A 23787-nucleotide genomic window follows, 5' to 3' on the forward strand; every position below is an offset into this window, starting at 1 on the left:
TGCTGGTGGGGGGGGGGGGGGGGGGGGGGGGGGGGGGGGTGTTTTTTGTGGGGGGGGGGCCCCCCCGCCGGCGGGGGGGCGCGCCGCCCTCGACCAGGTCGCGTCGCTCACGGACGTGTCGGCCATCCAGTGGCACGACCGGCTCGTCCGCGGCCGCTGACGGCGACCGCCCGGCCCCGGGACGAGGCGGTCAGGACTGCTCGGCCATCCACGCGTCGCTGGCACGCTGCACGTCCGCGGCGGTGACGTCGTCGGCCACCTGCGCGAAGAACCAGCGCTGCCCGGCCGGGCAGCGCACCGCCGCCTGCCGGAAGCCGGGGAACCAGTCGCCGGGATCCTGCGTGCTCCGGGCGCCGGCCGCGACGGCGCGGGCGTGCGCGGCGTCGGCGTCGTCCACGTACAGGGTGAAGGAGCCGGTGGTCGGGCCGTCCGGCTGCGGCGCCACCGCGCCGTCGGCCGGGAACTCGGCGGCCACGGTGAAGGTGGACCACCCGGAGCCGGAGGAGATCCGCAGGTCCGAGTGGATGATCGCGTCGCCCGCGGTGATGACGTCGACCACCTCGGCGCCCAGCCCGGCGACGTAGAAGTCGATGGCGGCGCGCGGGTCGGCGACCGTGATGTTCGGGTGCAGGGGTGACAGGTCCATGGGGGCTCCCTCCAGCGGTGCTCCGGCCGGTGCCGGCTGACCCTCCCCATGCTGGTGTCGGAGGGTGGGGGCAGTCTTGGAGGAATGCGACAGGTGTTCGAATCCCGCCCGACGGCGTCGACCCGCGGCCTCGTCGACCCGGCCGCGGCCCGCGGCGGGTTCGCGCTGGTGCGACTCGACCCGGCGCCCGACGTCGCCGACCTCGTCGAGCGGCACTGGGTGGTGCGGTGGGACCTGCCCCCGGGGGTCGAGTTCACGCAGGTCGTCATCCCGCACCCGAACGCGAACGTGGTCGCCGAGGCCGACGGGTTCGCCGCGCACGGCATCCCCGGTGGGCTGTTCGCGCGCACGCTGCGGGGGTCGGGTGCCGTGCTGGGCACCAAGCTGCGGCCGGGCGCGCTGCGCGTGCTGCTCGACGGCCCGGACGCGCTGCGCCCCGGCCTGGTCGCGCCCGCGGCCGCGGCGCTGGCTGTGGCTCCCCGGGGCCCGACGGCGGCCGACGTCGACGCCGCGGGGCGGCGGGCGGTCGCCGCGGCCCGGGCCGGGGACGACGCGGGGGCCGTCGCGGCGGTCACGCCGCTGCTCCGTGCCGCGGCGGCAGCCCGGCGCACGCCGCGCGCGGCCGACGCGCTGGACCGCGTCGCAAGGGTGCTCGCCGCGGTGGTCTCCGGGGAGCTCGGGCCCGACGCCGGGGTGGCCGACCTCGCCGTGCTCGCCGGCACGACGCCGCGCTCCCTGCAGCGGCTGTTCGCCGGCTGGGTCGGCGTGAGCCCCAAGTGGGTGCTGCAACGCCACCGCGTGCACCTCGCGGCGGACATGGTCGCCGTCGACCCCGCGCGGCCCCTCGCGGAGGTGGCCGCCGCCGTCGGCTACTACGACCAGGCCCACCTGAGCACCGACTTCGCGCGCGCCCTCGGGATGCCGCCGGCCGCCTACGCGCGGCGCTGCGCGGCGTCGCGGGACGAGGTCGCGGCGCTCGCCGGCCGACGCCGGGGGACGGCCGGTCTGGTCGGCGCCGGGCGCGCATAGACTCGGCCCGTGGCGGGGCTGATCAAGCGGGAGGATGTCGAGGCGGTACGGGAGCGCGCGCGGATCGAGGAGATCGTCTCCGCGCACGTCACGCTCAAGCCCGCGGGGGTCGGGTCTCTCAAGGGGCTGTGCCCCTTCCACGACGAGCGCTCGCCGTCGTTCCACGTGCGGCCCGGCGTCGGGCGCTGGCACTGCTTCGGCTGCGGCGAGGGCGGCGACGTCATCTCCTTCGTGCAGAAGATCGACGGCATGGGGTTCACCGACGCCGTCGAGTTCCTCGCCGACCGCGTGGGCGTGCAGCTGCGCTACGAGGACTCCCGCACGGGCGCCGCGGCCGATCGCGGCCCGCGCGAGGAGCCGGGCAGGCGCCAGCGCCTCGTCGAGGCGCACAAGGTGGCCGCCGAGTTCTACGCCGAGCAGCTCTTCGGGCCGGGAGCGCAGGCCGGACGGGCGTTCCTCGCGGAGCGCAGCTTCGACCGCGCGGACGCCGAACACTTCGGCGTCGGCTACGCCCCGACGGGCTGGGACTCCCTGCTGCGCCACCTGCAGGGCCGCGGGTTCACGCAGGCCGAGCTGGTCGCCTCCGGGCTCGTCAGCCAGGGTCAGCGCGGCATCTACGACCGGTTCCGCGGGCGCCTCGTGTGGCCGATCCGCGACGTCACGGGCGCGGTGATCGGCTTCGGCGCCCGCCGCCTGTACGACGACGACCAGGGCCCCAAGTACCTCAACACCCCCGAGACGTCCCTCTACAAGAAGTCCCAGGTGCTGTACGGGATCGACCTGGCCAAGCGGTCGATCGCGCAGGGCAAGCGGGTGGTGATCGTCGAGGGCTACACCGACGTCATGGCGGCGCACCTGTCCGGCGTCGAGGCCGCCGTCGCCACCTGCGGCACCGCCTTCGGGGCCGAGCACGCCAAGGTGGTGCGGCGCCTGCTCGGCGACACCACGGCCGGCGGCGGGCTGCAGCTCGCGTCCGGGGCGTCGCTCGGCGGTGAGGTGATCTTCACGTTCGACGGCGACGCGGCCGGGCAGAAGGCGGCGGTGCGCGCGTTCGGCGAGGACCAGCGCTTCCACGCGCAGACGTTCGTCGCGGTGGAGCCGTCCGGCATGGACCCGTGCGAGCTGCGCATGGCCCGGGGCCCGGAGGCGGTGCGTGCGCTGGTGGACGGCCGTCAGCCCCTGTTCGAGTTCGTCATCCGCACCACCCTGGACACGTTCGACCTCGACACCGTCGAGGGGCGCGTCGGCGCCCTGCGCTCCGCGGCGCCGCTGGTGGCGGGCATCCGCGACCGGTCGATGCAGCTCGGGTACGCGCGCTCCCTCGCGCGGTGGATCGGCATCGACACCGAGGACGTGCGCCGGGAGGTGGCGCGCGCGGCGTCGACGCCGTCGAGGGGCAGGCCCGACCGTGACCAGCGCCGCGACGCCCGGCCCGAGCCGGACGCGGCGCCCGCGGTGCCCGACCCGCGCGACCCGGTGGCGCGCCTGGAGCGCCAGGCCCTGGTCGTCGTCCTGCAGTACCCGCAGCACGTGCCCGCGTCGTTCGACGAGCTGGGCGAGGACGCGTTCGGCGTCCCCGCCTGGCGCGCGGTGCACGACGCCGTGCGCGCGGCGGGCGGTGTCGCTGCCGGCCGCGACGTGGACGGCGGCCGGTGGGTGGAGGCCGTCGCGGAGCAAGCGCCGGAGACCGTCGCGCCGCTGGTCACGGAGCTGGCCGTCGCCCCCGTCCCCGAGGACCGCGAGTCGGTCATCGGCAACTACGTGGCGGACGTCGTGCGCGCGCTGGTGGACCTCGGCCTCACGCGGCGCATCGCCGACGCCAAGAGCCGCCTGCAGCGCCTGGACGCGGAGAAGGACCCTGCCGCCTACCAGCAGGCCTTCACCGACCTGCTCGCGATCGAGCAGCAGCGCCGCACGCTGCGCGAGGGGGTCTGAGCCGAGGCTCCCGTCCGCCGGTCCGGGGACGGGAGCCCACGGGTCACCGCAGGTGCCGCTCGAAGAACCGGCCCGCGTCCTCGCCGGCGAACGCGGGGACGCCCGTGTGGCCGCCGAGGTTCGCCTGCAGCGTCTTCTCGGCCGAGCCGAAGGCGTCGAACAGGTCGAGGGCGGCCTGGCGGTCGTTGCCCTCGTCGTCCCACTGCAGCAGCACGTGCAGCGGGATCGTGACGCGTCGGGCCTCGTCCAGGGTGGACCGCGGCACGTAGCTGCCGGCGAACAGCCCGGCGGCCACGACGCGCGGCTCGACGAGCGCCAGGCGGACGCCGACGGCGATCACCCCGCCCGAGTACCCGACGGGCCCGTCGACCTCCGGGAGGGCGAGGAGCGCGTCCAGGGCGGACCGCCACTCCGGGACCGCCCGGTCGACGAGTGGGAGGACCAGCCGGTCGACGATGTCGTCGGTGACCGGCTCGCCGGCGGTGAGCGCCGCGCGCAGGTCGGCGCGGACCTGCCCGGCCCCGGGCAGCGGCTCCCGGTCGCCGCTGCCGGGGAGCTCGAGGGCGGCGGTCGCGAAACCGTCGGCCGCGGCGCCCCGGGCCCGGCCGACGAGCCGGGGGTACATGCGGTCCAGGCCGAGCCCGCCGGGCTGGCCGAGGAGGATCAGGGGCGCGGGGTCGGACGGCGTGGCGGTCGGGGGCGTCCAGAGGATGCCCGGGATCTCACCGAGGGTGAAGCGGCGCTCGACGGTGCCGTCGTCGAGCCGCGCGGAGGAGGTGAAGGTCAGGGCGGAGGAGGTCGAGGTGTTCATGGTCGTGCCTTTCGGGAGGACTGCGTGAAAGGCGCTCCCGGGCGACCTATCGCCCGACCATGACTCCGCGGAGGAGCACCCACGTCGGTACGTTCACGGGTACCACCTCCTTGCTCTGTCTCGCACGGCCTCCGCGAGGCTAGCAGCGCGCGGCGGCGCGCCTCAACGTGTTTCCGCTCATGGGACGGGGCCGGACGGCGCCAGGCTGCCGTGCACGATGGCGCGGGCCAGGTGTCGGGTGGTGGCCGCGTCGGCGGACGCGGCGCCGGTCACGAGGGTCAGCAGGGCGCCCCCGTACAGCAGGACCAGGGTCGGCACCGCCGCAGGGTCGACGTCGAGCCCGGTGTCGGCGTGCATCACGGCCGTGAGGTCGGACGCCTGGGTCGCGAGCCCGGCGAGGGCCGCGGCGAGCGCGGGGCGGCGGCGCGCCTCGAGCTGCAGCTCGGCGATCGCGAGGTAGCGGTCGCGGTGCGCGGTGGCGGCGTCGAGCAGGGAGGCGGCGAGCAGGTCGGTCATGCGGTCGAGGAGCTCGCCGCCGCTGACGGCGGGCCCGGCGGGCTCCGCCGCGACCGAGGCCTCCGTCGCGGCGCGCGCGTCGGCGAGGTGCAGCTCGACGATCCGCTCCGCCGTCGCGACCAGCAGGTCCTCGCGTCCGGGGAAGTAGTTCGCGGCCGTCCCGGCGGGGAGCCCGGCCGCGCGCTCGACGGCGCGGTGGCTGAGGCCGTGCACCCCGGCGTCGACGAGCAGCGCGATCGCGGCGTCGGTGAGGGCGCGGCGGCGCTCGGGGTTCGTCCTGGGCACGCGGCCAGTATGGCAAGATGAATACCACTACGCATGTGGTGGTATGAGACTCGGAGGCGGACGGATGGCAGGCACGGCGGTCGTGGTCGGTGGCGGTATCGGGGGCCTCGCCTCGGCGGTGGCCCTCGCCGACGCGGGATGGCGCACCACCGTCCTCGAGCGGGCGCGGGAGCTGGGCGAGGTCGGCGCGGGGGTCGCGCTCACGCCGAACGCCGTGGCATCCCTCGACGGGCTGGGCCTCGACGGCGACGCCGTCGCGGCGATGGGGCCCCGCACCTGGGCCGCCGGTACGTGGGACTCCCGCGGGCGGCCGATCCTGCGCCTCCCCGACGACCCGGCCGAGGGCGCCAACACGACGCTGCGCGGCGTGCACCGCGCGCGCCTGCACGGCGCCCTGCTGGGGCGGGCGCGGCAGCTCGGCGTCGAGGTCGTCACCGACGTGCGCGTCACGACCGTCGACGCGGGCGGCCCCGCCGCGCCCGCCCGTGTGCGGTACGCCGACCGCGCCGGTGCGCAGGACGAGCGTGAGGCGGAGCTCGTCGTCGGGGCCGACGGAGTGCGCAGCGCGGTCCGGAGGGCGCTGTTCCCCGACCGCCTCCCGGTGTACTCGGGGTTCTCGAGCTGGCGCGCCGTCGAGCCCGGGCTGTCCGCCGGGCCGAGCCTGCGGCAGTACTGGGGCGCGCGCGCCGAGTTCGGCGCCATGCCCGTCAGCGACGGCGCCACCTACTGGTACGGGTACGTGGCCATGCCGGAGGGCACGCGGCTCGACGACGAGCACGGGGCCGCCGTCGAGCGGTTCACGGGCTGGGCGCCGGAGGTCCGGGACGTGATCGCCGCGACGCCGCCGGGCGCAGTGATCCGTCACGACGTGCTCCACCTGCCCGGCGGCCTGCCGCGCTACGTGCGCGGGCGCGTCGTCATGGTCGGCGACGCCGCGCACGCGACCCTGCCCACGATGGGGCAGGGCGCGGCGACCGCGCTGGAGGACGGCGTCTGCGTGGGGCGCATCGTGGCGGCCGGCGTCGCGTCCGGGCAGTCCCTCGGCCGGGCGCTCGCCGTGTACGACGCCGCCCGCCGCCCGCGCTGCCGGGCGCTTGCGCGTGCGTCGGTCGCCAGCGGCCGGTTCGGGTCGCACCTGGGGCCGCGCTGGCAGGGGCTGCGCAACGCGCTGATGCGCCGCACCCCGGCGTCGGCCGTCACCCGCGGCACCCGCGCGGTCATGGGCTGGCGGCCGCCCGAGGCGCCCTGAGCCCGACCGGAACGCCGGTCAGGCGGGCGTGGCGTCCGCCGTCGCGGCGCGGCGCTCGCGGGCGGCCTGGAGGTCGGCGGGCATGAACGCGGCGAGCACGACGAGCACGGCGGCCACCCCGACCAGCAGGGCGAAGACGAGATGGATCGCGGCCATCAGCCCGGGCCCCTCGGGGGTCCCGTCGGCGCCCACGGTGGTGCGGGCGTTGACGATCGCGCCGCACACGGCCACGCCGACGGCCGAGCCGATCGACCGGGCGAACATGTTGGTGCCGGTGACGGCGCCGCGCTCGGTGAACGACGCCTGCGACTGTGCCGCGATGAGGGTCGGCACGGCGGTGAGCCCCATGCCCGCGCCGATGACGAAGCACGCGCCGGCAACGGCGAGCACGGAGGAGCCCGGCGCCAGCAGCAGCGTGAGCGCCGTGCCCACCACCGCCAGCGACGTGCCGATCACGGCGGTGAGGCGGAACCCGATCCGCAGGTAGAGCCGCCCGGCGTTCGACGCGGACAGAGGCCAGCCGATGGTCATCGCGGCGAGCGCGAACCCGGCGACGAGGGGTCCGGTGCCGAGCACGCCCTGGGCGTAGATCGGCACGTACGTGGACAGGGCGAGCACCACGACGCCCACGAGCAGGGAGACCGTGGTCGAGACGCCCACCACGCGGCGCCGCAGGATGGCGAGGTCCACGATCGGGTGCCGGGCGCGGCGGCTGTGCACGGCGAAGCCCGCGAGCAGCAGTACCGCGACCGCGAAGACCACCAGCGACGGCAGCGAGCCCCACGCCCAGCGGGTGCCGCCCTCGAGCAGGCCGAACAGCAGCAGCGTGCTGCCCGCGGCGAGGAGCGTCGCGCCGAGGTAGTCGATCGGCTCGCGGGCCCCCTCGCGGGCGGGCTCGTGGTAGCGGCGGGCCAGCATCCAGGCGGCGAGCACGCACAGCGGGATGTTGACGAGGAAGATCCAGCGCCAGCTGGTGAACTGCGAGAACACGCCGCCGAGGGTCGGGCCGACGACGGCGGAGATCGCCCACACGGACGCGAGGTAGCCCTGGGTCTTGGCCCGCTCCTCGAGCGTGTAGATGTCCGCCGCGATCGTCATCGACACGGGCATGACCGCGCCGGCGCCGAGGCCCTGCAGCACCCGGCCGGCGATGAGGACGCCCATCGTCGGGGCGATGCCGGCCACCAGCGACCCGGCGAAGAACAGTGCGACGCCCGCGAGCATGAGCCGCTTGCGGCCCAGCACGTCCGCGAGCCGGCCGAAGACGGGGGTGCTCACGGCCTGGGCGAGCAGGTACGTCGAGAACAGCCAGGGCAGCTGGTCGAATCCGCCGAGCTCGCGGGCGATCGTCGCGGACGCCGTGGCGATGATCGTGGCGTCGAGCGCGACGAGCGCCGTGGCGAGCATCAGGGACAGGAGGATGGGCCCGCGCTCGGAGCGCAGGCCGACGGAGACATGACCGGTCGTGGGCACGACAGGCACAAGCCGGGAGCAACCACCGGGTATTCCCGGCGGTCGCGGGAGGCCGGCCCGGAGGTCGGTCCCCGGCTCCCGGTGCGCGACACTGGTGTCCGCTCCCACGACCACGAAGGATGTCCCGTGACCCTGCACGCCCCGACCACCGCCGCGCCGCTCTTCCTCGACTGCGACACCGGTGTCGACGACTCGCTCGCCCTCGCCTACCTGCTCGCCTCGCCGGAGGTCGACCTGGTCGGGGTCGGCACCGTCCACGGCAACATCGACGCTCCGCAGGCGGCCGTGAACACCCTCGACCTGCTGGCGCTCGCAGGCCGCGACGACGTCCCCGTCGCCGTGGGCGCGACCGACCCGCTGGTCGGTGACTACGACGGCGGCGCCCCGCACGTCCACGGCGCGAACGGTGTGGGCGACGTCACGCTCCCGTCGTCGCGACGGGCCCCTGCGCAGGAGTCGGCGGTCGAGCTGCTGCTCCGGCTGTCCCACGAGCACGCGGGTCGGCTGCGGGTCGTCGCCGTCGGGCCGCTGACGAACCTCGCGCTCGCGCTCCGGGAGGACCCGACACTCGTCGAGCGCGTGGTCGACGTGACCGTCATGGGCGGCGCTGCGCTCCACCCGGGCAACGTGTCGCCGGTGGCAGAGGCGAACATCGCGAACGACCCCGAGGCCGCCGCCGAGGTGCTCGCCGCCGACTGGGACGTCACGCTCGTGCCGCTCGACGTCACCATGGTCAACCTCTTCGAGGAGACCGACCGCAAGGCGCTTCTGGAGGCGGGTACCGCGCTGGCGCCCTGGCTGGGCGAGGTGCTGGACCTGTACTTCGGTTTCCATGTGCCCACGTTCGGCCGGCGCTGCTCCGCCCTGCACGACCCGCTCGCCGCGGCCCTCGCGGTCGGCGGCGTGCAGGCCACTGTCGCGCCGCGCGTGCCCGTCCTCGTGGACGCCACCGACGGGCCCGGCCGCGGCCAGACTCTGTGCGACCTGCGCGGCCTGTACGCCGGGCACCCCGACGTGCCCGGCGCGCGCACCCGTGTCGTCCTCGCCACGGACACCCCGCTGGCGCCCCACCTGGTCGAGCGTGTGCGCGGCCTCTGAGCACCACCGCACCGCTCCCGCCCCACCAACCGGAGAGACCGTGACCACCAGACCCGTCGAGCCCGCGACCGTCGTCGTCGTGGGGTCCGCCAACGCCGACCTGCTGGCCCGAACCACCGTGCACCCGGCACCGGGGGAGACGGTGCTGGGCCGCGACCTCCAGGTGCTCCCCGGGGGCAAGGGCGCCAATCAGGCGGTCGCCGCCGCCCGGCTGGGCGCGCGTGTCGCGTTCGTCGGGGCGGTGGGCGACGACGAGTTCGCGCAGGCCGCCACCTCCGGCCTGCGCGACGCCGGTGTGGACCTCTCGGGGCTCGTCGTGGTGCCGGGCGGTACCGGGGTCGCCGTGGTGACGGTCGCGGCCGACGGCGAGAACGCGATCGTCGTGGTCCCCGGGGCGAACGCGGCCGTGGACGCCGCGCAGGTACGCCGGCACGCCGACCTGCTCGCCGCTGCCGCCGTGGTGGTGCTGCAGGGCGAGATCCCGCGCGACGGGATCGAGGAGGCGGCCCGCCTGGCCGGCGGGCGCGTGGTGGTCAACCTCGCGCCGGTGATCGACGTCGACGCCGCGATCCTGCGCCGCGCCGACCCGCTCGTGGTCAACGAGCACGAGGCCCATGGCGCGCTCGGCCTCCTCGAGCGCGGCGCCCCGGCGGCCGGGGCGGAGCTCACCGACGAGGACGTCGTGGGCGCCCTGCGGCGCCTCGGGGTGCCCTCCGTCGTGCTCACGCGTGGCGCGCAGGGCGCGCTCGTCGCGGGGCCGGGCGTGGACGGCGTGGTCGTCGTGTCGTCGCCGCGCGTCGACGCGGTCGACACGACGGGCGCCGGCGACGCGTTCGTGGGCGCCCTCGCGGGTGAGCTCGCCTGGGGGCGCGGGCTGGTGGACGCGGCGCGCCTCGCCGCCCGCGTCGGTGCCTTCGCCGTCCGCGGCTCCGGCGCGCAGCCGTCCTACCCGCGCGTGGGCGACGAGCTCCCCTGAGCCGTCGTCGCAATCCGGGAACGACGAAGGCCCCCGCCTGCGATGCAGGTCAGAGGCCTTGTCTCGGGGCTCCCGCGGTTGGACTTGAACCAACGACCGTCCGATTAACAGTCGGATGCTCTGCCAGCTGAGCTACGCGGGATCGCTCGGTCGTCCGGCCGGCGGCCTTCGAACCGGGAAGAACATTACCAGGCTTACACGGGTAGTCCGGACGCACCCCGCACCCTGGACTCCGTGGCGTCCACCACTCGGGCGACGGCGGGGTCCTCCAGGTCGACGCCCGGCCCGGCGACGGCCTGGGAGAAGAACCGGCCGTCCGCCGTCCGGCGCACGGCGACCTTCACGTCGCCCCCGCCGGGGACGGCGACCGTCTCGGCCAGCACCACCGACCATTGCACGCGCTCGCGCAGGGCTTGGGGGAACGGGGTGCGCTCCGGGTCGACGAGCCGCAGCACGAGGTCGGGTGCCGCGTCGACCCAGGAGATCTGCAGCTCTGAGCGCTCGGGGTCGAGCACGCCGCGGTCGACGTCGGACCACGGACGTCGCATGTCGACGTCCTGCGGGCCCGGCCCGACGACGACGAGGTCCGCGGTGGTCGCCACGGCCCACCGTCCGTCGGCGAGCTCGACGGACGCCAGGACTCGCTCTCCGCGGGCCAGGGGGAGGGCGCGGCGGACGTCGTCGGGCAGGGGGGAGCGGCGAAACCACATGGCGCCACCGTACCGAGGCCTGACGCGGCGGCACGTTCCCCGGGAGGTCGGAGCGACGAGGGGGCCGCCTCAGCCGGCGGTGGCGCCCGGGGCTTCGTCGTCCGGCTGGGGCGTGGCGTCGTCCTGCGCGCGCTGCTCGCGCTCACGCTGGAGCCGCGCCTGCTCCAGGAGCCACCGCATCTCGGGGTCGTCGTCGGGCTCGGCGGGAGCGGCCTCGGTCTCCCAGGTGCGGCGGCGGCCGGGGTACTGGGCGGGCGGCACGGGCCCGGCCGGGTAGCCGGTGCGCGGCGCCGGGCGCCGGTTCGCGCGGGCGCGGCGGCTCACGAGGAGCCAGGCGATCGACCCGGCGAACGGCAGCAGCAGGATGATGACGATCCAGAAGCCCTTCTGGATGCCGCCGCCGTCGTCCTCGTCCGACTGGACGACGTCCACGAGCGTGTAGACGACGAGCGCGAGGAAGGCCAGCATCAGCAGCACGCGGGGCATGGCCCCGGAGCGTAGCGGTCCGCGCCGTGCGGTGCCCGACTCGACCGGGTGAGAAGCAACCGGAGAAGGCGTCTGGTGCCCCGTGCGGGACTTGAACCCGCGACCGATCGATTATGAGTCGACTGCTCTGACCAGCTGAGCTAACGGGGCGCGCGGCGAGCATACCGGCCGGCGCCACGAGTGCGTCCGGCCGGCCGGCGCGGTCTCATGGGGGAGTGACCATCGTCGTGAAGCGCGTGTACGAGCCCCCGGGACCGGACGACGGGGCCCGCGTGCTCGTGGACCGGCTGTGGCCCCGCGGGGTGTCGAAGGAGCACGCGCACCTGGACCGGTGGTGCAAGGAGGTGGCGCCGTCGACGGAGCTGCGGCAGTGGTTCCACCACGATCCGGACCTGTTCGCCGAGTTCGAGCGCCGCTACCGGGCCGAGCTCGCCGGCAACCCGGAGGTCGCGGAGCTGGCCGCCCTCGGGGCCGGGGACGACCGCCTCACGCTCCTGTACTCGGCCCACGACACGGAGCACAACCAGGCGCTCGTGCTGCGCGACGTCCTGCTCGACTACCTGGAGGAGACGGCCTCCGGCTCGGACGCCTGAGCGGGCCTCGCCTCGCGCGGGGTGCGGCCGAGGGCGCGGCTCGTGCGCTCGAGATCGCGGGCGACGGCGCGGCGCAGCCGCGGGCCGAACGGGCGCTCCACGAACCGGTGCACCAGGAAGGCCACGAGCAGCATCGTGCCGGTGACGAGGACGAAGGTGGCGCCCGCGGGCAGGTGGGGGCTCGTCTCGCCGATGAGCCACTGCCCCCACGACGAGTGCAGCAGGTACAGGGGGTACGTCATCGCGCCCACCACCGTGAGCCAGCGCCAGGAGAGCCGGTCGAGGCGGGTCAACGCGACGGCGGCGACGAGCGCGAAGCAGGCCAGGATGGCCACCCAGTACGTCTCCGGCCCGACGGTGACGCCGGTGCTGTTCGCGATCCGCAGCGACTGGCTGCGCCCCGACACGACGCCGGCCAGGGCCACGTTGAGCCCCAGCAGGAGCCACAGCACGAGCGAGCGACGTTCCTTGGTGAGCAGGTAGAGGATCATGCCGCCGGCGAAGAGCGGGGCGTCGCTGCCGACGAGCAGGGTGGACCAGAGCTCGTTGCCGGACCGGACCGCGACGGCGGCGAGCACGGGCCAAACGGCGGCGAACGCGATGAGGCGGCGGCGGGTCATTCCCACGGCCAGCAGGATCCCGATGAGCACGTAGAACCGCAGCTCGGTCCAGAGCGTCCAGTACACCGGCTCGATGTCCTGCACCCCGAACGCCCGCTGCACCATCGTGAGGTTGGCGGCGGCCTCCGGGATGCCGACGTCCTTGCGGCCGGGGGTCACGAGCACCAGCAGGGCGACGACGGCGGCCACGGAGAACCAGTAGGCGGGGAAGAGGCGGCCCACGCGGGACGCGGTGAACGACCGCACGTCGCGGCCCCAGGCCGACATGAGGATGACGAAGCCGCTGATCACGAAGAAGAGCTGCACGCCGAAGGAGCCGAACACGGCGACCGGCTGCAGGTGGGGGAACGAGTCCTCGGTGCGGACGCCCCACGCGGAGTGGTTCACCGCCACGTAGTGGTAGGCGACCACCGCCATCGCGGCGAGGAAGCGCAGCCCGTCGAGGGCGGCGAGCCGAGGTCGGCCGGCCGACGCCGGGGCGACCCTCCGGGTGCTCGGCGCGGGCGGCGTGGTTGACTCAGTCATCCGTCGTAGCATCGCCGTGCACGTTATCAAACCGTGATAATCGGCGCAGCCACCGGCTCGCGACGTGGGAGAATGCCGCCCATGGCGATGCGAGAGATCCGGGTGCTGCCCGACCCCGTGCTGCGCACACCCTGCGACGAGATCACCGCCGTCGACGACCGTGTCCGGTCGCTCGTCGAGGACCTCGTCGAGACCGTCGACGCCGACGGCCGGGCGGGCCTGGCGGCCAACCAGATCGGCGTGAGCCTCCGGGCGTTCTCCTGGAACGTGGACGACGAGATCGGCTACGTCCTCAACCCGCGGATCGTCGAGCTGTCCGACGAGACCCAGGACGGCGACGAGGGCTGCCTGTCGGTGCCGGGGCTCTGGTACCCGACGACGCGCGCCTGGTACGCCCGGGTGGTCGGCACGGACCTGGACGGCAACGAGATCGAGGTCGAGGGCACCGGGCTGATGGCCCGCTGTCTCCAGCACGAGACCGACCACCTCGACGGCATGCTCTACCTGGACCGTCTCGAGCGCAGCGCGCGCAAGAAGGCCATGCGGGAGCTGCGCGAACGACTCTGAATTCCTCAAGGACTGCTCAAGTCCGCGTTTCCTCTCGCACGGCCGCCCGCCATCGGGCAGGATGTGTCAAGACGACACACCGTCGGAGCTCGCCGACCAGCAGGCCGACCGGTTCGAGGACGTAGGGGAAGACGGACCTCGGAACCAGGGAGGACAACATGGCTGGTGCGATCACCCGCGGTGTGCTGTTCGTGCACTCGGCACCCCGTGCGCTCTGCCCTCACCTCGAGTGGGCGGCAGGCAACGTGCTCGGGGGACGTGTCTCGCTCGACTGGACGGCCCAGCCGGCGGGGCGCGGACTGTTCCGTGCCGAGTACTCGTGGCAGGGCACCCAGGGAACCGGTGCCCGGTTGGCCTCTGCCCTGCGGGGCTGGGACCACCTGCGCTACGAGGTGACGGAGGAGGCGAGCCACGGCGCCGACGGCGCCCGCTGGTCGCACACCCCCGACCTCGGCATCTTCCACGCCATGACGGACGTGCACGGCAACGTCGTCGTCCCCGAGGACCGGGTGCGCGCGGCGCTGGACTCCGCGCACGACGGCCGCGGCGTGCGCGAGGCCCTCGACCTGGCGCTGGGCACGGCCTGGGACGACGAGCTCGAGCCGTTCCGCTACGCCGGCGCCGGGGCCCCTGTGCGCTGGCTGCACCGCGTGGGCTGAGACGACAGGTGGGCTGAGCCAGGTGGGCTGAGTCCCCGGACGACGAACGACGGACGCCCCGTCACCTCTCGCGAGGTGGCGGGGCGTCGTCGTGCCGGCGGGGCCGCCGGTGCCTCGGCTCAGGCGTTCGTCACCGTGAGGGCGACGTTGTGCCCGCCGAAGCCGAAGGAGTTGTTGATCGCGACGATGTCGCCGTCGGGGAGACGCTCGGGGGTGTCGCGCACCAGGGGGACCTGGAGCTCGGGGTCCGGGTTCTCCACGTTGATCGTGGGCGGGGCGAGGCGCTCCGACACGGCCTTGATGGTGAAGAGGGCCTCGAGCGCGCCGGCGCCGCCCAGCAGGTGGCCGGTCATCGACTTGGTGGCCGAGAGGCGCACGTGGTCGGCCTCGCCCCCCATGAGGGTCCGGATGGACGCGGTCTCGGTGAGGTCGCCGACCTTGGTCGAGGTGGCGTGCGCGTTGACGTGCACGACGTCGCGGGACGTGACGCCCGCGTCCTCGAGCGCGCGGCGCATCGCGGAGACCTGCCCGGTGCCCTCGGGGTCGGGGGAGGTGATGTGGTACGCGTCGGAGGACAGGCCCAGGCCGGCGATCTTCGCGTAGACGCGCGCGCCGCGGGCCGCGGCGTGCTCGGCGCTCTCGAGGACCAGCACGGCGGCGCCCTCGCCGATGACGAAGCCGTCCCGGTCGACGTCGTAGGGGCGCGAGGCGCGCTGCGGGTCGTCGTTGCGCAGCGAGAGCGTGCGCGAGGCCGCGAAGGCGGCGATCGGCATGGGGTGGATGGTGGCCTCGGTACCGCCGCACACGACGACGTCGGCGCGGCCGTTGCGGATCATGTCCACGCCGTACCCGATCGCCTCGGCGCCGGACGCGCAGGCGGAGACGAGGGCGTGCGCCCCGGCCTTGGCGCCGAACTCGAGCGACACGTACGCGGCGGGGGAGTTCGGCATGAGCATCGGGACCGTCATGGGGAGCATGCGGCGTGCGCCGCGCTCCTTGAGGGTGTCCCAGCCGTCCAGGGTGGTCCAGATGCCGCCGATCCCCGACGACACGACCGCGCCGAGGCGCTCGCCGTCGACCTCGGGGGCGCCGGCGTCCTGCCAGGCCTCGCGGGCCGCGACCATCGCGTACTGCGTGGACGGGTCCATGCGCTTGGTCTCGGGCCGGGAGAGGACCTGGTCGGGGGTGACCTTGATCGTGGCGGCGAAGGTGACCGGGAGCCCGTACTTCTCCGCCCAGTCGTTGTCGAGAGGACGCGCACCCGACTCTCCCGCGAGGGCCGCGGCCCAGGTGCTGGGGGCGTCGCCACCGAGCGGGGTGGTGGCGCCGAGGCCGGTGACGACGACGTCGCGCGAGGCAGTCATGGGTGGGTCACTCCTGAGGTGAGAGCGGGTGGGGGCGAGGGGCTGCTCGATCAGGTTGCCGGGCGGGCCGGGAGGTCCCGGCCCGCCCGCGCGGCGGGGCGTGCGCCCCGAGGCGTCACGCGGCCTGCGCGCCCTCGATGTACGAGACGGCGTCGCCGACGGTGGTGAGGTTCTTGACCTCGTCGTCCGGGATGCGGACGCTGAACTTGTCCTCGGCGTGGGTCACGATCGTCATCATCGACAGGGAGTCGATGTCGAGGTCGTCCGTGAACGACTTCTCGCTCGCGACCGCGTCCGTGGGAAGACCGGTCTCCTCGGCGACGATCTCGGCGAGGCCCTCGAGGATCTCCTGGGAGGTGTAAGCCATGGGGTGCGTCTCTCCTTGAACGGGGTACCGGCCGTCCGGCACCGTGGGGTGTTGCGGTGCGATTGTCCCGCACCACGGGGGTCGGTCACGACCTCGGGCGCCGATCCGGACGGATCCGCGACGGGTCGGGACCGGAGGCTAGGGCAGCACCACGACCTGTGCCGCGTAGACGAGGCCCGCGCCGAAGCCGATCTGCAGGGCCAGGTCGCCGGAGCGGGCCTGCCCCTCGGCCAGCAGCCGCTCGGTGGCGAGCGGGATCGACGCGGCCGACGTGTTGCCGGTGTCGGCGATGTCACGCGCCACGACGACCGTCTCGGGCAGCCGCAGCTGCTTCACGAGCTGGTCGATGATGCGCATGTTCGCCTGGTGCGGCACGAAGACCTGGACGTCCTCGGGCTCGACGCCCGCCTCCGCCATCGCCTTGGCCGCGATCGGGGCCATCTGGAAGCTGGCCCACTTGAACACGGTGGGGCCGTCCTGGCGGAGCGTCGGCCAGCCGGCCGTCGGGTCCGTCTGCAGGTCCTGCCAGCCGCGGGTCTGCGAGATGGCCTGCGCCTTCGCGCCGTCGGAGCCCCAGACCGTCGGGCCGATGCCCGGGCTGTCCGACGGGCCCACGACGGCGGCGCCCGCGCCGTCGCCGAGCAGGAACGAGATCGACCGGTCGGTGGGGTCGACGAAGTCCGACATCTTCTCGGCGCCGATCACCAGCACGTGCCGCGCGGCGCCGGAGCGCACGAGGGCGTCGGCCTGGCCGATCCCGTAGGCGTAGCCGGCGCAGGCGGCCGAGACGTCGTAGGCCGCTGCGGGGGTCGCCCCCAGCCGCTCGGCGAGGACGGCGGCCCCCGCGGGCGTCTGGTGGAAGTACGTGACCGTGGACAGGATCACGACGTCGACGTCCGCGCCGGTGAGCCCGGCGGCGTCGAGCGCCTTGCGGGCCGCGGCCTCCGCGAGGTCGAGCACGTCGACGTCCGCGGCGGCGTACCGGCGCGTGACGATACCCGTGCGCTGGCGGATCCACTCGTCCGACGAGTCGATCGGACCGGCCACGTCGTCGTTGGTCACGACGCGCTCGCCCCGCTCGCCGGCCACGGCCAGGATCCGCGAGAAGCGCACGGGCTCGGCCTGGCGGAGCACGGGGCGGTGCCCGGCGCCGGGAAGGGTCACGCGGAGGCCTCCGCGCCGCCCACGACGGAGTGACGGGCGATGAGGTCGCGGGCCGCCTCGATGTCGTCCGGCGACTTCACGGCGACGGACTCCACGCCCTTGAGCGCGCGCTTGGCCAGGCCCGTGAGGACGCCGCCCGGCGCGAGCTCGAGGATGCCGGTGACGCCGCGGTCGGCGAGCGTCGCCTGGCACAGGTCCCAGCGCACCGGCGCGGTGACCTGCGCGGCGAGGCGGGCCAGCACGTCCGTGGCGGTGCCGTGCCCGTGCGAGCCCGGCGCGAGCGCGTCGTAGGAGGCGCCGTCCGCGTCGGAGAGCAGGGGCAGGCGCGGGTCGGTGGCGAGCCAGCCGGTCGCGACCTGCTCGAACGCGACGCGGGCCGTCTCCATGAAGGGGGTGTGGAACGCGCCCGCGACCTGCAGGGGGATTACCCGGGCCCGCGTCGGCGGCTCGGCGGCCAGCGCGGCGAGGCGCTCCGGGTCGCCGGCGGCGACGACCTGGCCGCCTCCGTTGACGTTCGCCGGGAAGAGCCCGGCGGCCTCGATGGCGGCCAGCACCTCGTCGGGGTCGCCGCCCACGACGGCGCTCATGCCCGACGGCGTGGCCGCGGCGGCCTCCGCCATCGCGCGCGCACGGTGGGAGACCAGGCCGACGGCCCCGGCGTCGTCGAGCGCGCCCGACACGGCGGCGGCGCTGAGCTCGCCGACCGAGTGCCCGGCGGTGACGTCCACGACCTCGGTCGTCGCACGCCCGTCGAGGATCGCGCGGAGCGCGAGCAGCGAGGACGACACGATGAGCGGCTGGGCCACGGCGGTGTCCCGGATCGTGTCGGCGTCCGACGTCGTCCCGTGCTGGGCGAGGTCGGTCCCGGCCGCGGCCGAGAAGGAGTCGAGCAGGTCGGCGGTGCCGGGCAGCTCCAGCCAGGGGCTGAGCATCCCGGGGGTCTGAGAGCCCTGTCCAGGGCAGACGACGGCGAGCACGGACCCACGGTGCCACCCCGCGCGGCGTGCGCGTCGTCGCGACCCGCACGAACCTCGTGGAAAGCGATTGTGGGAATCCTCCAACGACGGACTCAGCCCGCCGCGGCGCCGCCCTCAAGCTGGCCGAGGGCCAGGGCGATCTGGAGCACGAACGACTCGCGGGCGTCGAGCGGGTCCCAGCCGGTGATCTCCGAGACCTTGCGCAGGCGGTACCGCACGGTGTTCGGGTGCACGTAGAGGCGGCGCGCCGCGGCCTCGAGGGACCGGCCCGTGCCGAGGTAGGCGGACAGGGTCTCCAGCACCGACCCCGACGCCTCCTGCAGCGGGCGGTAGGCCTGGGCCACGAGGGTGCGCCGCGCAGTGACGTCGCCGGTCAGGACGCGCTCGGGCAGGATCTCGTCGGCCAGCACGGGGCGCGGGGCCTGCGGCCAGGCCGGCGCGGCCGCGAGGCCCGCCAGCGCGGCGGCGGCGGACGCCGGGGCGTCGGAGACGTCGGGCACCACGCCGCCGATCACGACGGGGCCGGGGCCGAACCGGTCCAGCAGGGACGTGGCCGCCGCGACCAGGTCGCCCTCGCCGCCCAGCACGAGGACCAGCCGGTCGCCGTGGATGCCCACGAGCGCGTCGCCGGCCGCGCGCCGCGCCACGCGCCGCAGCTCGGCGGTGCGGACGTCGTCGAGCCGCGTCGTCGCCTCGCCGACCACGACGAGCGCCTGGCCGCGGCCGCTCCAGCCCAGCGCCGAGACGCGGGACCGCAGCGCGTCGTCGCCGTCGCCGCGCACGAGGGCGTCGACCACGAGCGCCTCGAGCCGGGCGTCCCACGCGCCGCGGACCTCGGCCGCGCGGGCGTAGACCTCCGCGGCCGAGAACGCGATCTCGCGCGAGTACCGCAGCACGGCCTCGCGCAGGTCGCGCTCGTACCCCGGGGCGGCGATCTCGTCGGAGTGCTGCTCCACGACGTCGACCATGAGGCGCACCAGCTGCAGCGTGTGCTGCAGGGAGATCGACCGCGTGAGCTCCGGCGGGGCTGCCGCGAACATCTCGCCGACGCCGTGCGGTGTGGGCGTGGGCTCGGCGAACCAGCTCACGAAGGCGTTGATGCCGGACTGCGCGACCAGGGCGACGTACGACCGGTCCTCGGCGGGCAGCTGCCGGTACCAGTGCACCTCCTCGTCGAGGCGGCGCATCGCCGTGGAGGTGAGGACGCCCAGGTGCTCGCGGACCCGCGCGACGTTCTCGCCCCGGCTGACGGGCGCCGGTCCGCCGTCGGCCGCGGTGGCGCCGTCGTCGGCGTGCGTCCCGCTGGCCGTGGGTGTGCCGCTGCTCGTCATGGGTCGAGGATACGGGCGAGATTGTGGGGAGTGCACAAACGGCCGCGGAGGGCGCGAGCCCCGGCCGGCGCGGGGGACTTTGGATAGTGTCGGACCCATGGCCCTCTTGCCCCGGCTCCGGCAGCTGCTGCGTCGGCCGTTCTCCGCGTCCACCGTGGCGGCGCGGCGGCCCTCGCCCTCGCAGCCGCACGGCGCGCACCTGCAGGAGGACGCCCTGCGCACCATCCTCACCGACGACCCGAACGACGCCGACGCCTTCCGGGCGCTCGCCGAGGTCGTGCGCCGCCGGGCGGCGCAGACCCCGAACCCCGAGGACCCGCTCACCGCGCCGCCCGAGGAGGCCCGGCAGCGGGCCGCCGACCTCGCCGTCTGGTCGCTGGCCGAGGAGCTCGCCGGCCACCCGCGCGCCTGGCGCCCCCTGCTCGAGCTCGGCCGGCTGTCCGTGGCCGACGACCCGGAGGGCGCGACCCGCCGGCTCGCGACCGCGGCCTCGCGCGACCCGAGCGGCGAGGCGCTCGCCGAGGGGCTCGCGATCCTGCGCGAGGCCGGCATGCCGACCGAGGCCCTCGGGCTGGGCATCGGCCACTGGCGGGCGCGCGAGCACACCCCGGAGGTGGGACGTCAGCTCGTGCTGGCCGCGCTCGAGGCCGACCGCGTCGCCGAGGCACGCCAGCACCTCGGCTCGCTCGAGCTCCACCCCGGCACCGAGGAGCTGCGCTCCGAGCTGGGTCGCGCCGTCGCCGCGCGGGAGCAGACCTCGCCGCGGTAGACAGTGCGGAGCCCCCTTCGACCGGCGACGTCCCCGGACGCGCAGAGGCCCCGAGCCGAACGGCTCGGGGCCTCTGCGCTACCTCGGCGTGCGGGTCAGCTGTCGCCGCCCGCGACGCCGGAGGTGCCGGCGTTCACGTCGAGCAGGCGGTACTTCTCGACCGCCTTGGCGACGACGTCGGCCGGGACCTCGCCTCGGCGGGCGAGCTGCTGCAGCGTCTTCACGACCATCGACGGGCCGTCGATGAGGAAGAAGCGGCGCGCGGCTGCACGCGTGTCGGAGAAGCCGAAGCCGTCCGCACCGAGCACGGCGTAGTCGCCGGGGACCCAGGCGCGGATCTGGTCGGGCACCAGGTGGTCGTAGTCGCTCGTCGCGACGAACGGGCCCTGGGCGCCCGACAGCTTCTGCGTGAGGTACGGGACCCGCGGCTCGGCGGCCGGGTCGACGAGGGCGTCCTTCTCCGCGGCGAGCGCGTCACGCCGCAGCTCGTTCCAGGAGGTCACCGACCACACGTCGGCCGACACGCCCCAGTCCTCGGCGAGGAGCTGCTGCGCCTCGAGGGCCCACGGCACGCCCACGCCGGAGGCGAGGAGCTGGGCCTTGGGGCCCTCGACGTCGGACGTCGAGATCCGGTGGATGCCGCGCAGGATGCCGTCGACGTCCACGTCCTCCGGCTCGGCCGGCTGGATCATCGGCTCGTTGTACACCGTGAGGTAGTACATGACGTTCTGGTCGCGGCCGTCCGACCCGTCGCCGTACATGCGCTCGATGCCGTCGCGCACGATGTGGCGGATCTCGTAGCCGTACGCCGGGTCGTACTGCACCATTGCCGTGTTGGTGCCGGCGATGAGCGGCGAGTGGCCGTCGGCGTGCTGCAGGCCCTCACCCGTGAGGGTGGTACGACCGGCGGTGGCGCCGATGATGAAGCCGCGGGCGAGCTGGTCGCCCGCCGCCCAGAACTGGTCGCCGGTGCGCTGGAAGCCGAACATCGAGTAGAAGATGTAGACCGGCACCATCGCCTCGCCGTGCGTCGCGTACGACGTGCCCACGGACTGGAAGGCCGCGGCGGACCCGGCCTCGTTGATGCCGGTGTGCATGATCTGCCCGGACTCGGACTCCTTGTAGCTCAGCATGAGCTCGCGGTCCACGGCGAGGTAGTTCTGCCCCTGCGTGTTGAAGATCTTGGCGCTGGGGAAGATGGCGTCCAGACCGAAGGTGCGGGCCTCGTCGGGGATGATCGGCACGACGCGCTTGCCGAACTCCTTGTCCTTGATGAGGTCCTTGAGCAGCCGCACGAAGGCCATGGTGCTGGCGACGTGCTGCGTGCCCGAGCCCTTCTTGAGGATCTCGTAGGTCTTCGGCTCCGGGAGCGTGAGCGCCTTCGGCGTCGAGCGGCGCTCGGGCAGGAACCCGCCCAGGTGCCGGCGGCGCTCCAGCATGTACTGGATCGCCTCGTCGTCCATGCCCGGGTGGTAGTACGGGGGCAGGTACGGGTCGGCGTCGAGCTGCTCGTCCGTCAGCGGGATGTGCAGGTTGTCGCGCAGCGCCTTGAGGTCGGCGTTCTTGACCTTCTTCATCTGGTGCGTGGCGTTGCGGCCCGCGAAGCTCGAGCCGAGGGCGTAGCCCTTGACCGTCTGGGCGAGGATGACCGTCGGCTGGCCCGTGTGGGCGCGGGCCGCGGAGTACGCCGCGTAGATCTTGCGGTAGTCGTGGCCGCCGCGCTTCATGTTCCAGATGTCGTCGTCGGTCATGTTCTCGACGAGCGCCTTGGTCCGCGGGTCGCGGCCGAAGAAGTGCTCGCGGATGAACGCGCCGGACTCCGCACGGTACGTCTGGTAGTCGCCGTCGGGCGTGGCGTTCATGAGGTTGACCAGGGCGCGGTCCTTGTCCGCGTTGAGCAGGGCGTCCCACTCGCGGCCCCAGACGACCTTGATGACGTTCCAGCCGGCACCCTTGAACTGGGCCTCCAGCTCCTGCATGATCTTGCCGTTTCCGCGGACCGGGCCGTCGAGGCGCTGCAGGTTGCAGTTCACGACGAACGTCAGGTTGTCGAGCTGCTGGTGCGCCGCCTGCTGCAGCATGCCGCGCGACTCGGGCTCGTCCATCTCGCCGTCGCCCAGGAACGCCCAGACGTCCTGCTGGCTCGTGTCCTTGATGCCGCGGTTGTGCAGGTACTTGTTGGTCCACGCCTGGTAGATCGCCGACGCCGGGCCGAGGCCCATGGAGACGGTCGGGAACTCCCAGAAGTCCGGCAGCATGCGCGGGTGCGGGTAGGAGGGAAGGCCGCCGCCGGCGTGCGACTTCTCCTGGCGGAAGCCGTCCAGCGTCTCGGCGGACATGCGACCCTCGAGGAAGCTCCGGGCGTACTGGCCGGGGGAGGAGTGCCCCTGGAAGTACACCTGGTCGCCGCCGCCCGGGTGGTCCTTGCCGCGGAAGAAGTGGTTCAGGCCGACCTCGTACAGCGTCGCCACCGACGCGTACGACGAGATGTGGCCACCCACCGAGATCTCCGGACGCTGCGCGCGCGTCACCATGACGGCGGCGTTCCAGCGGATCCACGAGCGGTAGCGCCGCTCCATGGCCTCGTCGCCCGGGAAGTACGGCTCGTCGTGCACGGCGATCGTGTTCACGTACGGCGTCGACACCGACGCGGGGATGTGCACGTTGCGCTCCCGCGCGCGGCGCAGCAGGTTCAGCATGACGTAGCGCGCCCGCGGGCCGCCCTTGTCGTCGATCAGGCCGTCGAACGACTCGACCCACTCGCCGGTCTCGGCGGGGTCGATGTCCGGGACGGCGCTGAGCAGGCCGTTGATCAACGGTCCGGTCTCGTCGTACGAAGCCACCAGCAACCTCTCTCATCTTCGGACGGTGTGCGGCACATGGTCGCCGCCCCGGTCCGTGTCAGGCATCCCGTCGTGAGGGCACCCCGACGCGTGGTCGCGACGGTGCGGCCCCCGAACGGGTGGTCATCACTCATTGTGTCCCCAGACGGCCCGGGGGAACACCATCAGGCGGTCAAGGATCCGTGATCTACGTCATGCCGCGCCTACCGGATGTTACGGAGGTCACTGTCCCGGCCCTCGTCGGGCAAACCCGGGGGCCGCTCGGGGGTTGCCGGGCGGCGCCGCTTCCGGTGGACTACGTTGGCGCACACGACGGAAGAGTGCGTCGCGCGCGTGAACGGACGCGTCGGTAGTGGTCAGACGGAGAGGAACGAAGGTCCAACGTGGGTAAGCAGGCGGAATCCCCGGTAGCTCGCTTCGGGTTCGCCCCCGGTCAGGTCGTGCAGGAGTTCGGATGGGGCGACGACGTCGACGACGAGCTCCGCGCGGCGGTGGAGGAGGTCGTCGGCGGTGAGCTGGTCGACGAGGACTACGACGACGTCACCGACGGCGTCATCGTGTGGTGGCGCGACGACGACGGCGACCTCACGGACATGCTGGTCGACGTCCTGACCGTGCTGGACGACGGCGGCCTGGTCTGGCTGCTCACGCCGAAGCCCGGCCGCGACGGCCACGTGGGCCACGACGAGATCCAGGAGGCTGCGACCACGGCCGGCCTGCACGCCACGAGCACGTTCGCGGTCGCCTCGGACTGGTCGGCCACCAAGCTCGCCAACCGCGGTCGCGGGCGCTGA

At 74.4% G+C, this 23787-nt stretch carries 23 protein-coding genes and 2 tRNA genes; 10 read left to right on the plus strand and 15 right to left on the minus strand.

Going from position 1 to position 23787, the window contains the following annotated elements:
* Positions 1 to 190 precede the first annotated feature (190 nt).
* On the minus strand, positions 191 to 646 hold the full coding sequence (locus tag ACFWDO_RS04335; protein ID WP_380321552.1) for a VOC family protein: 456 nt from the start codon (positions 644 to 646) through the stop codon (positions 191 to 193).
* A gap of 93 nt (positions 647 to 739) precedes the next feature.
* On the opposite strand from ACFWDO_RS04335, the gene ACFWDO_RS04340 reads away from it, so the two are divergent.
* The gene (locus ACFWDO_RS04340; protein ID WP_380321549.1) at positions 740 to 1675 is read left to right on the plus strand and encodes a helix-turn-helix domain-containing protein; all 936 of its coding nucleotides are present in this window, start codon (positions 740 to 742) and stop codon (positions 1673 to 1675) included.
* A 9-nt stretch (positions 1676 to 1684) separates the two neighbouring features.
* On the plus strand, positions 1685 to 3610 hold the full coding sequence (gene dnaG / locus ACFWDO_RS04345; protein ID WP_380321546.1) for a DNA primase: 1926 nt from the start codon (positions 1685 to 1687) through the stop codon (positions 3608 to 3610).
* Between the two features lie 43 nt (positions 3611 to 3653).
* Here dnaG and ACFWDO_RS04350 read toward each other — a convergent pair whose 3' ends face one another.
* Positions 3654 to 4421: an alpha/beta hydrolase gene (locus tag ACFWDO_RS04350; protein ID WP_380321543.1), complete on the minus strand. Its 768-nt coding sequence runs from the start codon at positions 4419 to 4421 to the stop codon at positions 3654 to 3656.
* Between the two features lie 177 nt (positions 4422 to 4598).
* Positions 4599 to 5222, minus strand: a complete 624-nt coding sequence (locus ACFWDO_RS04355) for a TetR/AcrR family transcriptional regulator (protein WP_380321540.1) — start codon at positions 5220 to 5222, stop codon at positions 4599 to 4601.
* Positions 5223 to 5286: 64 nt separating this feature from the next.
* On the opposite strand from ACFWDO_RS04355, the gene ACFWDO_RS04360 reads away from it, so the two are divergent.
* On the plus strand, positions 5287 to 6471 hold the full coding sequence (locus ACFWDO_RS04360) for an FAD-dependent monooxygenase (RefSeq protein ID WP_380321537.1): 1185 nt from the start codon (positions 5287 to 5289) through the stop codon (positions 6469 to 6471).
* 18 nt (positions 6472 to 6489) lie between these two features.
* Here the strand turns inward: ACFWDO_RS04360 and ACFWDO_RS04365 are convergent, their stop codons facing one another.
* Complete coding sequence (locus ACFWDO_RS04365) at positions 6490 to 7944, minus strand: MDR family MFS transporter (RefSeq protein WP_380321534.1); 1455 nt, start codon at positions 7942 to 7944, stop codon at positions 6490 to 6492.
* Positions 7945 to 8070: 126 nt separating this feature from the next.
* Here ACFWDO_RS04365 and ACFWDO_RS04370 point away from each other — a divergent pair, with 126 nt between their 5' ends.
* Both ACFWDO_RS04370 and ACFWDO_RS04375 read left to right on the plus strand, forming a co-directional pair.
* Positions 8071 to 9042 carry a nucleoside hydrolase gene (locus ACFWDO_RS04370; protein ID WP_380321531.1) on the plus strand — a complete coding sequence of 324 codons (972 nt, stop codon included), beginning with the start codon at positions 8071 to 8073 and terminating at the stop codon, positions 9040 to 9042.
* A gap of 40 nt (positions 9043 to 9082) precedes the next feature.
* Positions 9083 to 10018 (plus strand): ribokinase, encoded by a 936-nt coding sequence (locus ACFWDO_RS04375; RefSeq protein WP_380321528.1) that lies wholly within the window; start codon positions 9083 to 9085, stop codon positions 10016 to 10018.
* Positions 10019 to 10087: 69 nt separating this feature from the next.
* Here ACFWDO_RS04375 and ACFWDO_RS04380 read toward each other — a convergent pair.
* The 4 genes from ACFWDO_RS04380 to ACFWDO_RS04395 all read right to left on the minus strand — a co-directional run bounded on the left by ACFWDO_RS04380 (position 10088) and on the right by ACFWDO_RS04395 (position 11364).
* Positions 10088 to 10160 (minus strand) — tRNA-Asn (locus ACFWDO_RS04380).
* A 52-nt stretch (positions 10161 to 10212) separates the two neighbouring features.
* The gene (locus ACFWDO_RS04385) at positions 10213 to 10728 is read right to left on the minus strand and encodes a hypothetical protein (protein WP_380321525.1); all 516 of its coding nucleotides are present in this window, start codon (positions 10726 to 10728) and stop codon (positions 10213 to 10215) included.
* Positions 10729 to 10797: 69 nt separating this feature from the next.
* On the minus strand, positions 10798 to 11214 hold the full coding sequence (locus ACFWDO_RS04390) for a PLD nuclease N-terminal domain-containing protein (RefSeq protein WP_380321523.1): 417 nt from the start codon (positions 11212 to 11214) through the stop codon (positions 10798 to 10800).
* Positions 11215 to 11287: 73 nt separating this feature from the next.
* Positions 11288 to 11364, minus strand: a tRNA-Ile gene (locus ACFWDO_RS04395).
* Positions 11365 to 11429: 65 nt separating this feature from the next.
* On the opposite strand from ACFWDO_RS04395, the gene ACFWDO_RS04400 reads away from it, so the two are divergent.
* On the plus strand, positions 11430 to 11807 hold the full coding sequence (locus ACFWDO_RS04400; protein ID WP_380321521.1) for a DUF488 domain-containing protein: 378 nt from the start codon (positions 11430 to 11432) through the stop codon (positions 11805 to 11807).
* On the opposite strand, the gene ACFWDO_RS04405 is transcribed toward ACFWDO_RS04400, so the two are convergent.
* Positions 11771 to 12952 carry an acyltransferase family protein gene (locus ACFWDO_RS04405; protein ID WP_380321519.1) on the minus strand — a complete coding sequence of 394 codons (1182 nt, stop codon included), beginning with the start codon at positions 12950 to 12952 and terminating at the stop codon, positions 11771 to 11773. The genes ACFWDO_RS04400 and ACFWDO_RS04405 overlap by 37 nt on opposite strands.
* 81 nt (positions 12953 to 13033) lie before the next feature.
* Between ACFWDO_RS04405 and def the strand changes: the two genes are divergently transcribed.
* Both def and ACFWDO_RS04415 read left to right on the plus strand, forming a co-directional pair.
* On the plus strand, positions 13034 to 13519 hold the full coding sequence (gene def / locus ACFWDO_RS04410; RefSeq protein WP_380321516.1) for a peptide deformylase: 486 nt from the start codon (positions 13034 to 13036) through the stop codon (positions 13517 to 13519).
* 158 nt (positions 13520 to 13677) lie between these two features.
* Positions 13678 to 14178, plus strand: coding sequence for a DUF3145 domain-containing protein (locus ACFWDO_RS04415; protein WP_380321513.1), 501 nt, complete (start codon positions 13678 to 13680; stop codon positions 14176 to 14178).
* Between the two features lie 119 nt (positions 14179 to 14297).
* Here ACFWDO_RS04415 and ACFWDO_RS04420 read toward each other — a convergent pair whose 3' ends face one another.
* The 5 genes from ACFWDO_RS04420 to ACFWDO_RS04440 form a co-directional block, all read right to left on the minus strand.
* Positions 14298 to 15542, minus strand: coding sequence for a beta-ketoacyl-[acyl-carrier-protein] synthase family protein (locus ACFWDO_RS04420; RefSeq protein WP_380321510.1), 1245 nt, complete (start codon positions 15540 to 15542; stop codon positions 14298 to 14300).
* Between the two features lie 115 nt (positions 15543 to 15657).
* Positions 15658 to 15909, minus strand: coding sequence for an acyl carrier protein (locus tag ACFWDO_RS04425; RefSeq protein ID WP_380321507.1), 252 nt, complete (start codon positions 15907 to 15909; stop codon positions 15658 to 15660).
* Between the two features lie 138 nt (positions 15910 to 16047).
* A complete protein-coding gene (locus tag ACFWDO_RS04430; RefSeq protein WP_380321504.1) occupies positions 16048 to 17073 on the minus strand; it encodes a beta-ketoacyl-ACP synthase III in 1026 nt (341 codons plus the stop codon).
* The gene (locus ACFWDO_RS04435) at positions 17070 to 18050 is read right to left on the minus strand and encodes an ACP S-malonyltransferase (protein ID WP_380321501.1); all 981 of its coding nucleotides are present in this window, start codon (positions 18048 to 18050) and stop codon (positions 17070 to 17072) included. Before ACFWDO_RS04435 ends, ACFWDO_RS04430 begins: the two co-directional genes overlap by 4 nt.
* A gap of 92 nt (positions 18051 to 18142) precedes the next feature.
* Positions 18143 to 19381 (minus strand): PucR family transcriptional regulator, encoded by a 1239-nt coding sequence (locus ACFWDO_RS04440; RefSeq protein ID WP_380321498.1) that lies wholly within the window; start codon positions 19379 to 19381, stop codon positions 18143 to 18145.
* A 97-nt stretch (positions 19382 to 19478) separates the two neighbouring features.
* Here ACFWDO_RS04440 and ACFWDO_RS04445 point away from each other — a divergent pair, with 97 nt between their 5' ends.
* Positions 19479 to 20150 carry a hypothetical protein gene (locus ACFWDO_RS04445; protein WP_380321495.1) on the plus strand — a complete coding sequence of 224 codons (672 nt, stop codon included), beginning with the start codon at positions 19479 to 19481 and terminating at the stop codon, positions 20148 to 20150.
* A gap of 95 nt (positions 20151 to 20245) precedes the next feature.
* Here ACFWDO_RS04445 and aceE read toward each other — a convergent pair whose 3' ends face one another.
* Entirely contained in the window at positions 20246 to 22993 is a 2748-nt protein-coding gene (gene aceE / locus ACFWDO_RS04450) for a pyruvate dehydrogenase (acetyl-transferring), homodimeric type (protein ID WP_380323351.1), read from the minus strand.
* Between the two features lie 383 nt (positions 22994 to 23376).
* Between aceE and ACFWDO_RS04455 the strand changes: the two genes are divergently transcribed.
* Positions 23377 to 23787 (plus strand): DUF3052 domain-containing protein, encoded by a 411-nt coding sequence (locus ACFWDO_RS04455; protein WP_380323348.1) that lies wholly within the window; start codon positions 23377 to 23379, stop codon positions 23785 to 23787.

The sequence above is a fragment of the Isoptericola sp. NPDC060185 genome (assembly GCF_042728595.1).
In the GTDB taxonomy this organism is placed as follows: domain Bacteria; phylum Actinomycetota; class Actinomycetes; order Actinomycetales; family Cellulomonadaceae; genus Isoptericola.

Coding starts and splice junctions, on each gene's coding strand:
- ACFWDO_RS04350 (WP_380321543.1), bottom strand. CDS start 4,421: ATGAACACCTCGACCTCCTCCGCCCTGACCTTCACCTCCTCCGCGCGG.
- ACFWDO_RS04390 (WP_380321523.1), bottom strand. CDS start 11,214: ATGCCCCGCGTGCTGCTGATGCTGGCCTTCCTCGCGCTCGTCGTCTAC.
- def (WP_380321516.1), top strand. CDS start 13,034: ATGGCGATGCGAGAGATCCGGGTGCTGCCCGACCCCGTGCTGCGCACA.
- ACFWDO_RS04385 (WP_380321525.1), bottom strand. CDS start 10,728: ATGTGGTTTCGCCGCTCCCCCCTGCCCGACGACGTCCGCCGCGCCCTC.
- ACFWDO_RS04440 (WP_380321498.1), bottom strand. CDS start 19,381: ATGACGAGCAGCGGCACACCCACGGCCAGCGGGACGCACGCCGACGAC.
- ACFWDO_RS04420 (WP_380321510.1), bottom strand. CDS start 15,542: ATGACTGCCTCGCGCGACGTCGTCGTCACCGGCCTCGGCGCCACCACC.
- ACFWDO_RS04415 (WP_380321513.1), top strand. CDS start 13,678: ATGGCTGGTGCGATCACCCGCGGTGTGCTGTTCGTGCACTCGGCACCC.
- ACFWDO_RS04335 (WP_380321552.1), bottom strand. CDS start 646: ATGGACCTGTCACCCCTGCACCCGAACATCACGGTCGCCGACCCGCGC.
- ACFWDO_RS04425 (WP_380321507.1), bottom strand. CDS start 15,909: ATGGCTTACACCTCCCAGGAGATCCTCGAGGGCCTCGCCGAGATCGTC.
- ACFWDO_RS04405 (WP_380321519.1), bottom strand. CDS start 12,952: ATGACTGAGTCAACCACGCCGCCCGCGCCGAGCACCCGGAGGGTCGCC.
- ACFWDO_RS04360 (WP_380321537.1), top strand. CDS start 5,287: ATGGCAGGCACGGCGGTCGTGGTCGGTGGCGGTATCGGGGGCCTCGCC.
- ACFWDO_RS04445 (WP_380321495.1), top strand. CDS start 19,479: ATGGCCCTCTTGCCCCGGCTCCGGCAGCTGCTGCGTCGGCCGTTCTCC.